The following is a 13,555-nucleotide window of genomic DNA, read 5'->3' on the forward strand; positions in this document are numbered from 1 at the left end:
TAGGAGTTAATTCTTGATAACAACTTTAAATAAGCTGCATGCGGTAAATGATAACTACGCAGCAAGCCGTTGTTGTTCTAAATGCAGCAGCAATAAACCTATCACCGAGTTTTACAGAAGTAAGCGTGATGGGTATGATTCTTCTTGTAAAATGTGTCGGAAAGCACAACAGAAAGCTCGTAACCAAACACTTGATGGTAAGATAAAGCGAGCAGTATATAATTCGGCTAAGCGTGCAAAACATAAAGGACTTGAGCACAGCATCACCTATTATGATGTTAAACAAATGTGGAATGAGCAAGATAGTATATGTGCACTTTCAGGAGAACCCATGCTTTTTGATGGAATTCCTTATGCAGATAATGGTGTTAGTATTGATAGGAAAGATTCAAGGTATGGCTATACTAAAGGTAACGTGCATTTGACGACTAATAAAGTTAACAAAATGAAGGGCAATAAATCTATTGAAGAGTTCATGGAGAAAGTTGCGAACGACAACACGCCCCAGCAACTGAACTTATTCTAATAACCTACATACGCACCCCCCTACATATAATGCCTACACCACATCCAATATATATCACCGTTACCCATTAGGAATCGGCTGCAAGGCGCATAAAACCTAGGTATTTTTCTTAGCTAACGGTATATAGGGCATGCAACACTGATCAATACTTACACCTAGCATGGTCATTTGTTGCTGCGTGTGGTGGGGCATTAGGTGTAGTATGGTTTGTGAGGTGCGTGATGTAATTCATTTGAAGAGATATGCATGTTTTGCTCAGGTTTAATACCTTAGTATACACGTAATCCCTTCATGCCTTTGACAAGTAAATATATTACATAATACGCATGTATTTACCAACAATTTGGGAGACTTATTATGATGATACACAACCCTCCGCATCCGGTGGAAGTGATTGAAGATGCATATCTACCGGGAGATAAATGGAAGCAAGAGAACCTTGTAAACGTAACAGGGGTTGCACCCGAAGTAATCTCACAATTCATGCAGAAGAAGCACAAGGTCACTCATGAGCTAGCAATGGCATTTGAGAAAGCTTTTGGTTTATCTGCTGATGGCTGGATGAAACTTCAGGCAGATTATGATTTGTGGCAACAAAATGCTGCAAACTATGAAAGCTGATATGCCTCTATAGATATTAAATCCCCGTGTGTTGCAGGCATTGTATATATAATATATGGGTATCCCCCATGGCCCTCGCATACCCCTCATAGAATGCCTTTATGCGCTGTTTTAAGGTGTGTACAGACACCTGTGAATCTGCGTACAACAAATCATACAACCAATCTTTAGGGCGTTGTAAGGGCTTGTATTGCACCCTCTATGCACCATGCGTTGATGGTCATTTATGCCTACTAAATCACCAAACAGGCAATGCCATCATTCTTCCTATCATCATGGATGATCATCGATTACCGCATGCGTTGTGCATGTGGTGCCATCATGTGTGATTGGCATTTGTTGTAGTATTTAATGCTGCATGGATTGGTAAGTTTGGTCGCGGCGTGTATTGCTTCATGAGATGGTAGACCAAACGGTAGACCAAAATGTGCCTGTTGACGGCCAACATGAATCCCTTAAAGTACCAGAAACACTGATAATCATTGGGTTAATGGTGCATCAAGTGGGAATAGAACCACCCAAACACTGCAATTCTTGCTTCTTGGGTGCGCCAGTTTCTCCCTCAATACATGCCTCAACCTATTGATATCTCAGTGTAGTTATTCATTGCTGCATGAGGGGTAGACCAGATGTCTTTGAGAGCGTCGCTCAAACACGTAACTGAAAACTATCAGAATGCAATTAAAGAAGTTTTTACAGGTCATGATTTAGCAAATTTTGTGAGGCATGATTTAAGATATGCCTTACAGGAAGCTTTAGGTAACTCACCTGCGTACAAAGTTGCATCTGGGGCTGGGAACTCTTCATGGGCAACGATCCCATGGTTAGCCGTGCTTGATCCAACAATTACAACTTCAGCTCTCAGAGGTTATTACATTGTTTATTTGATATCAGATGATGGTAAGACGATATACTTATCATTGAATCAAGGTGCTACTTCCATATACAAGGAGTTTGGAGAGGCTCGGGGGCGTATCGTTCTTAAAAGCAGGGCAAGCATGATGCGAGAGAAAGTTTCGGAATATGTCTTAGCTTTAAACGATTATGAGGTTGAATTTTTTAGTAAGCTCAGGTTGCCAAAGGGGTATGTTGCCGGACATGTCGCTGGTATTAAGTATTATGTGGATTCATTGCCGAACGAAAAACAGTTGTTGCTTGATTTAGAAAAAATGCTGAAGATATATAGTGTACTGGAGTTCAGAGGTGGAAACGAAACAGAAATACTCGATAGTGATGAGCGAAGTGCAGTATTATTAAAGCAAACTATGACGGAGCGCAGGCGGTATAGCTTTCATAGAAGGATAGATAGAAACTCAGCGGCAAGCAGGCAAGCCAAGAAGGTGCATAAATGCGTATGTGCTGCATGTGGTTTTGACTTTAAAAATACTTATGGCACGTTAGGTGAGGGGGTTATTGAAGCGCATCATAAGATCCCGCTGTCTGATCTAAAAGAAGGTGAGGTTATGGAATATGACTTATTGAATGACTTTGTAATGCTATGTTCTAATTGTCATAAGATGATTCATAAAATGGATGATCCATCTGATGTGCAGGCGCTAATTGATTTAATAAATGCAAGGTAATATTGTGCGGGTAAGTGCAGCTCGGTTGGGTTGTTATTACAAAGGTCAATGTCGTTGTGATAAGGGAATTTGTTGACCAAATTATAGAATCCATAAGGGTTCATAGAGGCGATTACAGAATAGCAAGCACTAAGTAAGCTTAACTCAATTCTTTGCCAAGCAGTTAGCTCGTCTCTCGAAGTTTCTTAATGGTCTGAATGTGATCAGGTTTAATGTACATATTCTCGTGAAAAGCTTGATCTTTGTGGCATATGCAGCATAGAGGCTGAAGGTTGAATTTATTATTGTTCCCACGATTGCCATCTTTGTGATGAACGTGAAGCAAGCTTCGATGTTTGCTTAGTTCAACGCCACATTTGTCACATTTCCATTGAGCAGCTCTGCGTACATTCTCAGATATTTTTGCCCAATCAGACGTATAATTCCCTTCTGGGAAGGTCTCAGGTGAGTAGAGCGGTAGACTTCTGAAAATATGCTCGTAGTTCTCGAAGAATTTTCCAATATCAAAGTTTTTTACTATTTCGTCTGTTTGAGATTTCTCTTTCTCAGCGAAGCCATCGTAGTTCAGTTCTTTTAGGCAGACTTTGCATGGCATTAACTGAGCGTTGATCTCTTCTAGGCGTTTATTACGTTCTCGATCCCAAGGTTCTACTCTAAACAAACCCTCCGGATCACGTGTAAGCACGTAGCGGTCAAACCGGCCTTTTTGTTTCATCTTTCGGAGAATATCGCAATCCATTACATGATATTTAGGTGCTGGAGATGGTTCACTTTGTAGTGTCTCAAGGTCTGTGAAGGGTTGGTATATATGCAGTGTTGCTTGTGTGTTACCAATCGTAGCTAGGCCAGCAGGGAACTCTAGTAATCTCTCTAAGTCTTCACCCAACAAGATTACGTTTCCTGTCTCGATTAATTCAAGTTCAAATGCACTCTTTTGAGGAAGACGTCGAGAGGTTGTTTTTATAAAAGGTGCAGCCTTCGCGCCAATCGATTCTCTTGCTTGGATGAGTCTGCTGAAGTCCACTTTTAGTTTCACTAGAGTCTCCGTTCGATGGCCGGAGCAACACGTTCAAGAATTCTAAACAGTGCTTCTTTGGTTTTGGTTCGAATTGTAAATTCCACTCTGCGAGACTTTTGTTTATCTTCTGCTCCATTTACTAGGATGGTACGTGCAGAAGACAATCCATTAGCACTGACTGTATTCCTCATCCACGGACGATAGCTTTCTAGGCTGTGGATTCCGAGGGAATAGCTTAGCACAGCTCTCGTACGTTCTTGTGATAGCTCCATGTTATGGACGAAGGCCTCAGTTAGATCTGCGCTACTATTCCATTCGGAGGATGTGTGCCCCTCGATTCTGATTTCACTGATTTGTGGAAGAAAATGTTCTCCTAAAAGGCTTATATAGCGAGGCATGAAGTCATCCAAGATAGTCTTAAACTGTTCTTCTAACTCTGCACTTCCAGACTTGAAAAGAACTTCTGGGGCTACGAAACGTATTGTTAATGTTTCCTTATCGATCTCGGCATTCCAATTTTTGAGGTCTTCTTCAAACTCATTGTTTAATGCTGAATATATCTCGAGCTCTGTATCCTGCCATTCCGTGACGATCTCTGTCACGTTCTGAGCACGATGGTTGGCGTCCTTTGCGTAGATCACAGCTATGAACAGAAAGACCATCATTAATCCTGCCATCAAATCAGATACTGATATCCAGTTTTCTTCACTCCCCTGTTTGTTGGTTTGGAAGAGATTAGCCATTGTTTGCTGCCTTCTCACTTAATTCAACTATTTTACGACTGTTCTCTAAAAGCGGTGTATAGTCCGCAACAAACTTCTCAGCCAACCCAGATAAATTTTCAGCCATAGTACTTACAACGCTTTCGATTTCGGATTGCATGGCATCATCAAGTTGCGTGAAGGCTTCATTCAGGCGTGAAGTAGTTTCAGAGAGGGTCTCATTAAACTCATTTCGTAATCCATCTAACATCTCACGCTGAGAAGTTTGCATGTGAGACATGGTTTCATTTAGGGAGCCATTAATTTCTTTTGTGCTGGTTTCAACAGCATTGAGCATCTGTTTATGGATTGCTTCAATACTATCTGTTACCATCTCGCTAGAGGTCTTCAGGTTCTCCACGAGTTGCTCAGATGATTTCTCTATTCCTTCTCTTAGGATGTTCGAGGTCTCTTCGCTTGTATTACGTAAGTGTGTAAAACTCTCCTCAAGAAATTGGGCGGTTTCTTTTTGAGAATGCATTATATCTTCCCAGGTTTCACTAATGTTAGATACAGACTGTTTCTGTTTTTCAGCGGCATCATTTAAATTTTCAGTCAGGTTTGAGATATTTCGTTCAATGACTGGGAAGGCATCTAATGCTTTGTTACGCATCTCCGCAAAGCCTCCAAGGGCGCTTGTCAAGCGTTCAAGCTGTTCGTTAACGTGATCATTGGCTATGGCCATTTTTTCAACTTGCTCGGGTATTTGCTTGGAAGATACTGCAATACTAGAGATTGACGTTTCGGTAGTCTTTATTGAGTCAATGGTTGTGCTTAGTGTGGTTTCTAGTTGTACCATTTGCTCTTTATAATTCTCTTGCCATTGTACGAGCTTCCCAACGGCTTCATTGAGCTGTTTGAAGTTCTCACCGAATTGCTCGGAAATTTTCTCGTTGAATTCGCGGATAACTGACTTCAATTCGTCTATGATAGCTTTTGAGAACGCTTCAGACATTTTTTCAGAGAACTCTTTGAATTCAGCAACTTGCTCTTTAAAGCCTTTGCTGACGGCTTTACTCAGATCTGAGGTGTCCGTCCGAAGCATTTTGATCTGACCTACAACACTGCTTTCTTCGGAACCTACAAGTGCGTTCTTCAGATCAATCATCTGCTCCCGTTGTTTTGTGTTATTTTCAGTGATGCCTTTGTTGATTTCTTTGAGTTGTTGTAATAGGTCTTCCGCTGTTGCTTCGTCATCATCGGAAATTTCTTTCGATTGAATGATGGGTCCTATGACTTTGAAGGCGACTGCTCCTGCGAGACCTAATATAGAAGTTCCAAAGGCTACCTTTAGCCCCTCTAGTAAAGTTGGAACAGACCTATTGATCGTTCTGATATCAAAATCTAATAGACCGATGAATATCCCTAAAAATGTACCTAAGATACCTAAAGAAGTCATTGCAGATGCTGCGTGTCTCGCAATAAACCTTGCTTTCTCATTCTTCGCGTTGAACCAAATTAAGCCATACAAGAAGTAAATGCCAATAATGATAGTGAATGTAGAGCTAATCTCGTTTTCAAATAGAGCGATACCCATCCTCAAGAGAGAATCTATCATTGTCCCCAATCCTTTAAGTAGCTAATAGTTATTGAATACAATCACCATTATTGGCTTACTTTCAAGTGTTATCTGGTTAAAAGTTATCGTTTAGAGGGTTCTTGTGTGAGTTGAGGCTGTGAAGTGTATTTAAGGCGCTAGGTCATAGTCTATTAAGCCATTTATGGGTGATTTGTATTGGGAAGCCGTTTCCGTAACCTTCACCAACGCCAGCTGTGTGCCAACCTCCTATCTGGTTAATTATACCCGCAGGGCACTCTACGGCGCGTAGTCTATCACGCATGCTATGCCGGAAAGAGTGCATAACGCATCCATTAGGTACACGACTGCGAAGCCATTTGTTTGCTGCTGCGCTGGCGGAATTACCGTTGCTTGTTCCGGTCTTGTTGTATTGTGGAAATAGAAAACCTTCTTGTGATACGAGTTGTTGTGCTGCCCATAATGATGCACCTACAAGAGGTATCTTGCGTGTACTGTCGTTAGTTTTTAGTGGTCGCCATGGATGAGGCCTAAGATTAATGTATGGGATCTCAAAATCTAGGTGCAGATCTTCATTAACCAAACCTACAGCCTCAGATAGGCGCATGCCTGTGTCGCTGACTAAGGCAATTAAGTGTCGCAGGCTGTCATCTTTCTTATAGCATTCACTTTGAACCTTGCGGATGTACTCATCTGGTATTGGTTTACGATCTTCTTTATCATCTTTTTGTGGGATAAAGGTGCGGGCGAAAGCATTCTTTACATCAAGACCATTCTCTTGAATGGCTATGTTGATGATGGATCGTATTGTGGAGAATATCCGAGTGACTGAGGATGAGCTTAATCCTCTTTCAAACAGCGTGTCACGAAAAGTGGCCGCATCAGCAGAGGTGTATTCTCCAATTGGTCTATTGCCCAAAGCCTTTGCGACATATTCAATGCATCGCTCGGTTGTGCGTTGGAAAACTTGCCCCTTTCCATGTCCTTTGAGGCGAATGTAAGTGTCTTTAGCTTCGGTCAAGAGTGGTGTGTTACTGGATTGCAGGTGATGAGTGGTAGTCGATTGTGTTGGCAGTAAGAAATCCATTTTCTGCATACGTATGCTTAGCCAATACGCCTCTAGCTTCTCATAGTACATTCTACTCAAGCGTATCGCATGTGACTGGTTGGTCGTGCGCAGGCATTTAATGATTCTTGGTTTGTGGTGGTGTTCCAATACGTCACTTGGAACACGTTTTGAAAAATACCAGATGCCTCTCTTCTTGTACAAATAAGAGGGCGTGTTTTGGTCTACCATCTGGTCTACCCCTCATGCAGCAATGAATAACTACACTGAGATATCAATAGGTTGAGGCATGTATTGAGGGAGAAACTGGCGCACCCAAGAGGATTCGAACCTCTGGCCTCTGCCTTCGGAGGGCAGCGCTCTATCCAGCTGAGCTATGGGTGCGTCTTAGATTTTGAAAATCTATCTTTCAAAACAATATAGCGACTATAGATGAGTCGTTGCGGGTTATATAGTGGAATGTGGTATTGGGAAAGTGATTTTTTCACTCTCCCATATGGATGTAAGATTTCTTTTATGCTTTGCCTAAAAGAGAAAAGATTGATTGGCGATTCCAGATCAGTAACACCATGCCTGAAATCCAGACACCGCAAGCCATAATAAAGAGCGTACCGCCGTCCCCTTGTACTTCAACGCCTAACGGGGTGAAGAGGTGGAAGAAAATCGCACCTGTCATAATGCCACTTGCCATAGCACCACCAATGGCGCTGCCTAAGTTACATTTGCGGATCAGGGCGCCCAGCAAAATTAAGGATGCAATCAATTCTGCACCACCGATAACATAGGCGTTAAAAATACCGGGTGGCAGGAACAAGCCTTCCAGGCCAAAACTATCAGCGGCCCATTTGTCCAAGATGCCAAAGATATGGTCTGTTTCAGGGGAGCCTGTAAACTTAAAGAAAAGAGACTGAATAAATACAAAGGCAATGTAGATTGATAACACGCCTGTAATGATCCGTTTTTTATCCATGACGATAAACTTCCTTCATTTGGAATATTTTTTTAATTTCTACTCAAGAAATAGAGTGTTTTTCGCAAAAAAGGAAGTCACTTATTCTTGATATGCTCGTTAGATGCATTTTTAAACTAAAATATTAATTTTTATTGGAAAAAGATTGCTAATTTATAAATCATGATTAAAGTATTTTTCCATATGATTGATATATTTTTCATATCTTTTAAGATTGTTTGATCATTTTTGCACATATAAAAATATAATTCTTGGGAGGGAGTCTGCAAAATGGCACAAAGTTCTGATTTGTCCTATGAGCATGCAGGTGAGTATGACTATATCGTTGTGGGAGCCGGCTCCGCGGGATGTGCGCTGGCCAACAGGTTATCTGCCGACCCTAAAAATAAGGTTTTGTTGTTAGAGGCTGGCGGCAAAGATACCTATCCCTGGATTCATATCCCTGTAGGTTATCTTTATACGATGAATAATCCTAAAACGGATTGGATGATGAAGACGGAATCCGACCCGGGTTTAAATGGACGTAGTTTAAATTATCCGCGTGGTAAGGTGTTGGGTGGATGTTCTTCTATCAATGGGATGATTTATATGCGTGGTCAGGCCCGTGATTATGATATGTGGCGCCAGATGGGGAATGAAGGGTGGAGCTGGGATGATGTGTTGCCTTACTTCACCAAGTCTGAAGATCACTATAAAGGAAAAACGAAGCTGCATGGCGAAGGCGGCGAATGGCGTGTTGAAAAACAACGTTTGCATTGGGATATTCTAGACGCTTTTCAAAATGCAGCGGAAGAAGTCGGTATTCCACGCCGCGAAGATTTTAATGACGGAAATAATGAGGGGGTTGGCTATTTCGAGGTAAACCAAAAAAGCGGTGTTCGCTGGAACACGGCGAAAGCATTTTTGCGTCCTGCAATGGATCGTCCAAATTTTACTGTTTGGACACATGCTCATACGGACCATTTGATCCTTGAAGGTAAGAAGGTAACTGGTATCCAATTCCGATCTAAAGGACAAACTTATCAAGCTAAAGCGGGGCGAGAAGTCATTTTATCCGCGGGCGCCATTAACTCACCAAAAATCTTGGAAATGTCCGGTGTTGGTCAAGCTGACTTTCTTTCAGATATGGGGATTGATGTGAAGCATGATTTGAAAGGTGTGGGTGAAAATCTTCAAGATCATCTTCAAATTCGTACAGTTTTCCGGATTCAAAATGCGATAACACTTAATCAGAAAGCCAATAGCCTGTTTGGTAAGATAGGTATGGGATTGCAATATTTGATAAATCGTTCAGGACCTTTAGCTATGGCGCCAAGTCAATTGGGCGCATTTGCGAAAAGTGATCCCTCTTTGGAAACACCGGATCTGGAATTTCATATTCAGCCATTAAGCACGGATAAGCTTGGTGATCCATTGCATCCATTCCCGGCAATCACTGTTTCTGTTTGTAACTTACGGCCAGAAAGCCGCGGATCAGTTCATATTAAATCCAAAGACCAGGAACAACAGGCAGCAATTACGACCAATTACCTCTCTGCGGAAGGGGATAAAATTGTTGCTGCTAAATCTATTCGTTTGGCACGTAAGATTATGGAAGCTGAAGCAGTTAAGGCATATCAACCAGAAGAGCTATTACCAGGGCCTTCTTTCCAATCTGAAGATGAATTGGTTCAGGAAGCTGGTAATATTGCCTCAACTATTTTCCATCCGATTGGCACGTGCAAAATGGGTAGTGATGATATGGCTGTGGTTGATGCCAGATTACGTGTGCATGGATTAGAAGGGTTGCGTGTTGCCGATGCTTCTATTATGCCAAATATAGTGTCGGGAAATACAAACTCGCCGGCGATTATGATTGGTGAAAAAGCAGCGGATATGATTTTAGAAGATGCGCGATAATCTATTATGTCTCGAGGGGAAATATGATTTCCTTTTTGTAAGGCATGGCGAAACGGATTGGAACCTGCAAGGGCGTATTCAGGGCCATACAGATATTGAATTGAATGAAACAGGCTTGCAGCAAGCATATGATGCAGCGAACCTGTTGGCACAGGTTGATATTTCTTACATTGTAACCAGCCCGTTGGTACGTGCAAAGAAAACAGCGGAAATCATTCGATTAACGCATGATGTTCCTTTTTATGAGGAAGATGATTTACGTGAGGCGATGTTTGGTGCCGCGCAAGGGCAAGCCCGTCAGGGCTGGGCAGCTGATTGGCGGGCTGGTGAGTATTGTCCGGAAGGTGCGGAAAGTTTTTTACAGTTCCAACAACGTGTGATCAGAGGATTGGGCGTGTCTCTTGCTCATTCTAGTCAAAATCAGAAGGGGCTGCCTCTAATTGTTGCCCATGGTGGCGTCTATTGGGCAATCTGTCATGCACTTGATATTGGGGGCGAATTAGATATCCCAAATGCAACACCTGTCAGATTATATACAAAGCAGGGTAAATGGCATATGAAACCATTAATGGAATGGGCAAATGTTGTCGGGGGAATGATGTAATGGGCGAATATCAATCAGATAAATTGCCAAAGTCACAAGCGCGTTGGCTTATTCCCGCAGTGTTAATTGGTTCCAGTGGTGTGAGTATCTTATCGACAGATTTGTATACACCAAGCCTACCTCACTTACCTGAGTTACTAGACAGTGATCCCAAAACAGTTCAGTTGACCATGAGTTTGAATATTCTGGCATATTCCATTGCTCAATTGGTACATGGCCCCTTATCGGATCGTATTGGTCATCGCAAGTTATTGGCCGGGGCGTTGATTAGCTTCTGTTTCGTTTCGATCGGCTGTGCTTTGGCCTGGTCTGTTGAAGCATTAATTGCGGGACGTGTTTTGCAAGGGTTCTTCGGGAGTGTTCCATCAGTTGTTGTAATACTTGTTATTCGATCTTTATATTCTCGGGAAGAATCAATTCAGCTGATGAGCATATATGGGGTTGTGATCGGGCTGGTCCCCGCGGTTGGTCCTATAATCGGCGGCTATATCTTTGTTTGGCTTGGATGGCAGGCAAATTTCTATGCGCTTGCTGGCATGGCTGTTGTGATGTGTTTCTTCGTGTGGAAGATCTTGCCTGATACCGGCTATCCTGATCCGAATGCCTTAAAATTCCGTAAAATTGCGTCCGGTTATGGTCAGTTGATGATGAATTTATCATTCTGGCGTTATGCAATTTTGATGATTTGTGTCACAGGTTCTCTTTATACATATCTTACTGCGGGTACCTTCGTTGTCATCCAGCGACTAGGTGTCGCGACAGAAAATTTCGGCTATTTTCATGGAATCGTGGTGGTCGCTTATATGGTGGGAAGTTTAGGTGTTGGAAGGCTTGCGAAGAGAATAGATAGTCATCTATTAGTATCAACAGGGTGTGTTATTGCTATGTTATCCGGCGGACTATTGTTTATTCCTGTTATGATGGGGGTGGAAGATTTGTATGTTCTGGCCGCAGGCATGATGTTGTTTGGTATGGGGATCGGATTTGTTTTTGCCACCGGGCCTGTTTTTATTATGGAAGCGGCAGGTGATGGCCAACGTAGTTCTGCATCAGCTTTGTCCGGATCCATGCAGATGGCAGGTGGGGCATTCGGCGGTCTATTGGTAGGTATGATGTATGATGGGACCGCGTTACCGATGGTAACAGTGATGGGGGGCATCTTATCTTTTGGCTGTATTGCTTATTTCATCTTAGGGTTTTTGACCGAGAAGATTGAGCTTAAGGAAGAAACATCATGAGTAATAGCATGATCCCAAGGGTTGAGTTTATCTATCTTCGTCATGGACAAACCGATTGGAATTTACAAGATTTAGTACAAGGTATCTCTGATATTCCGTTGAATGAAACAGGGCGACAGCAAGCTCGTGATGCAGCGTATGCAATGAAAGGATTATCTATTAAATCTGCCTATGCCAGCCCAAGAAAACGTGCGTTTGAAACCGCAGAAATTATTGCAGCCCCTCATAATATCTCTGTAAGGGCAGATAATGATTTACGAGAACCCGATTTTGGATCCCTGGAAGGCCAAAAAGATGATGGGCTATATCATGCATGGCGAAAAGGAGAGGTATCCTATGAAGGTGGGGATAGCTATCAGGATCAACTGGAATGGATTAAACGTGGATTAATTAATTCACTGGAAAATGCGCAAGAAATTAAAGCAAGTGGATTACCGATGGTTGTAGCGCATGGTGGTGTTTTCTGGGCTTTAAGAGATATTCTAGGATTATCAGGTAATGAAGATTTGAAAAATGCGACGCCAATTCGCATTTTTCCTGTGAATGATACAAGTTGGGATTTTGAATATATTCCGCTTTAAATCATAAATAAAAAAGGCCCGTTCAACGGGCCTTTATCTTAATATGCACGATAGATACAGAAATCTACCAGTTCTTTTAAACAAGCTTTAGCTTCATTGTCAGGGAAGATACCTAAAGCGTCTTTAGCCATTGAGCCGTAATGTCGAGCACGTTCCACTGTGTCTTGCAGCGTATTATGCTTTTCCATGATCTCCATTGCTTTTTCAAGATCATCGTCATTTTGTTCTTCGCGTTCAATTGTACGTAACCAGAATTCGCGTTCTTCTTCTGAACCACGGCTCCACGCCAAAATGATTGGTAAGGTCACTTTACAATCCCGGAAGTCATCACCGACAGCTTTTCCTAGGTCCGCCTGTTTCGCAGAATAGTCTAGATAATCATCAATCAACTGAAACGCGATACCCAAATTCATACCAAAGTTTTCAAGTGCTTTTTCTTCTTCTTTGGAACGGTCTGAAACAACAGCGCCAATTTGGCTGGCAGCTGCAAAAAGCTGTGCTGTTTTTGACTTGATAACTTGTAGATAATCTTCTTCGCTGGCTTTCGGATCATGTGCTGTCATCAATTGGAGCACTTCACCTTCAGCAATAATTGCGGAGGCATCCGAAAGGATTTTTAAAACTGGAAGGGAACCATCCGCAGTCATTAACTGGAAGGAACGTGAAAATAAAAAATCACCGACTAAAACGGAAGCCTCATTACCCCAGATGGCTCTTGCGCTATCTTGGCCACGACGAAGGTCTGATTCATCCACCACATCATCATGTAATAACGTGGCTGTATGAATGAATTCAACACAGGCTGCTAAACCGATATGGCGGCTACCTGTATATCCACATAATTGTGCAGCAGCCAATGTGAGCATCGGGCGTAAGCGTTTACCGCCTGCCGCGATAAGATGGCCAGCTAATTGTGGGATCAATGCCACAGGGCTTTGCATATTGTCGATGATATGTTGGTTAACCTTAACGATATCATTTTCAACAAGCTTCATTAATTTATCGATGCTTGGTGCTTTCTCAGCAGATTGACCATCATTGATGTCGACGACAACACCCATAGGAGGCTCCTTGACCATACGGTTCTATAAATCTGTCCTTAAGATGTGGATGCTTGACCAAACGGCCGATACACGGCACCCTCATTCCAT

Annotated in this window: 13 protein-coding genes and 1 tRNA gene; 7 read left to right on the plus strand and 7 right to left on the minus strand. The window is 42.4% G+C overall.

Annotated features, from left to right (window positions below):
* Nucleotides 1-13: 13 nt before the first annotated feature.
* The 3 genes from ACOQOA_RS01130 (at nucleotide 14) to ACOQOA_RS01140 (ending at nucleotide 2,730) form a co-directional block, all read left to right on the plus strand.
* Nucleotides 14-526, plus strand: a complete 513-nt coding sequence (locus tag ACOQOA_RS01130) for a hypothetical protein (protein ID WP_420546833.1) — start codon at nucleotides 14-16, stop codon at nucleotides 524-526.
* A 357-nt stretch (nucleotides 527-883) separates the two neighbouring features.
* Nucleotides 884-1,147 (plus strand): HigA family addiction module antitoxin, encoded by a 264-nt coding sequence (locus ACOQOA_RS01135; RefSeq protein ID WP_420546825.1) that lies wholly within the window; start codon nucleotides 884-886, stop codon nucleotides 1,145-1,147.
* A 629-nt stretch (nucleotides 1,148-1,776) separates the two neighbouring features.
* Nucleotides 1,777-2,730 carry an MrcB family domain-containing protein gene (locus ACOQOA_RS01140; protein ID WP_420546834.1) on the plus strand — a complete coding sequence of 318 codons (954 nt, stop codon included), beginning with the start codon at nucleotides 1,777-1,779 and terminating at the stop codon, nucleotides 2,728-2,730.
* A gap of 163 nt (nucleotides 2,731-2,893) precedes the next feature.
* Here ACOQOA_RS01140 and ACOQOA_RS01145 read toward each other — a convergent pair whose 3' ends face one another.
* The 6 genes from ACOQOA_RS01145 to ACOQOA_RS01170 all read right to left on the minus strand — a co-directional run bounded on the left by ACOQOA_RS01145 (nucleotide 2,894) and on the right by ACOQOA_RS01170 (nucleotide 8,082).
* Nucleotides 2,894-3,766, minus strand: a complete 873-nt coding sequence (locus ACOQOA_RS01145) for an HNH endonuclease (protein WP_420546835.1) — start codon at nucleotides 3,764-3,766, stop codon at nucleotides 2,894-2,896.
* Nucleotides 3,766-4,491, minus strand: a complete 726-nt coding sequence (locus ACOQOA_RS01150; RefSeq protein WP_420546836.1) for an OmpA family protein — start codon at nucleotides 4,489-4,491, stop codon at nucleotides 3,766-3,768. The genes ACOQOA_RS01145 and ACOQOA_RS01150 overlap by 1 nt, the downstream gene beginning before the upstream one ends.
* Nucleotides 4,484-6,067, minus strand: coding sequence for a hypothetical protein (locus ACOQOA_RS01155; protein ID WP_420546837.1), 1,584 nt, complete (start codon nucleotides 6,065-6,067; stop codon nucleotides 4,484-4,486). Before ACOQOA_RS01155 ends, ACOQOA_RS01150 begins: the two co-directional genes overlap by 8 nt.
* 142 nt (nucleotides 6,068-6,209) lie before the next feature.
* Nucleotides 6,210-7,343 carry a DUF6538 domain-containing protein gene (locus ACOQOA_RS01160; RefSeq protein ID WP_420546838.1) on the minus strand — a complete coding sequence of 378 codons (1,134 nt, stop codon included), beginning with the start codon at nucleotides 7,341-7,343 and terminating at the stop codon, nucleotides 6,210-6,212.
* Nucleotides 7,344-7,419: 76 nt separating this feature from the next.
* Nucleotides 7,420-7,496 (minus strand) — tRNA-Arg (locus ACOQOA_RS01165).
* 130 nt (nucleotides 7,497-7,626) lie between these two features.
* Nucleotides 7,627-8,082 carry a hypothetical protein gene (locus tag ACOQOA_RS01170; RefSeq protein WP_420546839.1) on the minus strand — a complete coding sequence of 152 codons (456 nt, stop codon included), beginning with the start codon at nucleotides 8,080-8,082 and terminating at the stop codon, nucleotides 7,627-7,629.
* 270 nt (nucleotides 8,083-8,352) lie between these two features.
* Here ACOQOA_RS01170 and ACOQOA_RS01175 point away from each other — a divergent pair, with 270 nt between their 5' ends.
* Genes ACOQOA_RS01175 through ACOQOA_RS01190 form a run of 4 tightly spaced genes read left to right on the plus strand, consistent with a single transcriptional unit; the run spans nucleotide 8,353 to nucleotide 12,404 of the window.
* Nucleotides 8,353-9,981 carry a GMC family oxidoreductase gene (locus ACOQOA_RS01175; protein ID WP_420546840.1) on the plus strand — a complete coding sequence of 543 codons (1,629 nt, stop codon included), beginning with the start codon at nucleotides 8,353-8,355 and terminating at the stop codon, nucleotides 9,979-9,981.
* Entirely contained in the window at nucleotides 9,971-10,585 is a 615-nt protein-coding gene (locus ACOQOA_RS01180) for a histidine phosphatase family protein (RefSeq protein ID WP_420546841.1), read from the plus strand. Before ACOQOA_RS01175 ends, ACOQOA_RS01180 begins: the two co-directional genes overlap by 11 nt.
* Nucleotides 10,585-11,823: a multidrug effflux MFS transporter gene (locus ACOQOA_RS01185; RefSeq protein WP_420546842.1), complete on the plus strand. Its 1,239-nt coding sequence runs from the start codon at nucleotides 10,585-10,587 to the stop codon at nucleotides 11,821-11,823. The genes ACOQOA_RS01180 and ACOQOA_RS01185 overlap by 1 nt, the downstream gene beginning before the upstream one ends.
* Nucleotides 11,820-12,404, plus strand: a complete 585-nt coding sequence (locus tag ACOQOA_RS01190) for a histidine phosphatase family protein (protein WP_420546843.1) — start codon at nucleotides 11,820-11,822, stop codon at nucleotides 12,402-12,404. The genes ACOQOA_RS01185 and ACOQOA_RS01190 overlap by 4 nt, the downstream gene beginning before the upstream one ends.
* 38 nt (nucleotides 12,405-12,442) lie before the next feature.
* Here ACOQOA_RS01190 and ACOQOA_RS01195 read toward each other — a convergent pair whose 3' ends face one another.
* Nucleotides 12,443-13,465 (minus strand): polyprenyl synthetase family protein, encoded by a 1,023-nt coding sequence (locus ACOQOA_RS01195; protein WP_420546844.1) that lies wholly within the window; start codon nucleotides 13,463-13,465, stop codon nucleotides 12,443-12,445.
* Between the last annotated feature and the right edge of the window lie 90 nt (nucleotides 13,466-13,555).

The organism is Curvivirga sp. (assembly GCF_965219885.1).
GTDB lineage: Bacteria > Pseudomonadota > Alphaproteobacteria > UBA8366 > Aestuariispiraceae > Curvivirga.

What these genes read in the sequence shown, in the direction of transcription:
- ACOQOA_RS01185 (WP_420546842.1), top strand. Translation starts at nt 10,585, where the DNA reads ATGGGCGAATATCAATCAGATAAATTGCCAAAGTCACAAGCGCGTTGG.
- ACOQOA_RS01140 (WP_420546834.1), top strand. Translation starts at nt 1,777, where the DNA reads ATGTCTTTGAGAGCGTCGCTCAAACACGTAACTGAAAACTATCAGAAT.
- ACOQOA_RS01190 (WP_420546843.1), top strand. Translation starts at nt 11,820, where the DNA reads ATGAGTAATAGCATGATCCCAAGGGTTGAGTTTATCTATCTTCGTCAT.
- ACOQOA_RS01170 (WP_420546839.1), bottom strand. Translation starts at nt 8,082, where the DNA reads ATGGATAAAAAACGGATCATTACAGGCGTGTTATCAATCTACATTGCC.
- ACOQOA_RS01155 (WP_420546837.1), bottom strand. Translation starts at nt 6,067, where the DNA reads ATGATAGATTCTCTCTTGAGGATGGGTATCGCTCTATTTGAAAACGAG.
- ACOQOA_RS01160 (WP_420546838.1), bottom strand. Translation starts at nt 7,343, where the DNA reads ATGGTAGACCAAAACACGCCCTCTTATTTGTACAAGAAGAGAGGCATC.
- ACOQOA_RS01180 (WP_420546841.1), top strand. Translation starts at nt 9,971, where the DNA reads ATGCGCGATAATCTATTATGTCTCGAGGGGAAATATGATTTCCTTTTT.
- ACOQOA_RS01195 (WP_420546844.1), bottom strand. Translation starts at nt 13,465, where the DNA reads ATGGGTGTTGTCGTCGACATCAATGATGGTCAATCTGCTGAGAAAGCA.
- ACOQOA_RS01135 (WP_420546825.1), top strand. Translation starts at nt 884, where the DNA reads ATGATGATACACAACCCTCCGCATCCGGTGGAAGTGATTGAAGATGCA.
- ACOQOA_RS01150 (WP_420546836.1), bottom strand. Translation starts at nt 4,491, where the DNA reads ATGGCTAATCTCTTCCAAACCAACAAACAGGGGAGTGAAGAAAACTGG.
- ACOQOA_RS01175 (WP_420546840.1), top strand. Translation starts at nt 8,353, where the DNA reads ATGGCACAAAGTTCTGATTTGTCCTATGAGCATGCAGGTGAGTATGAC.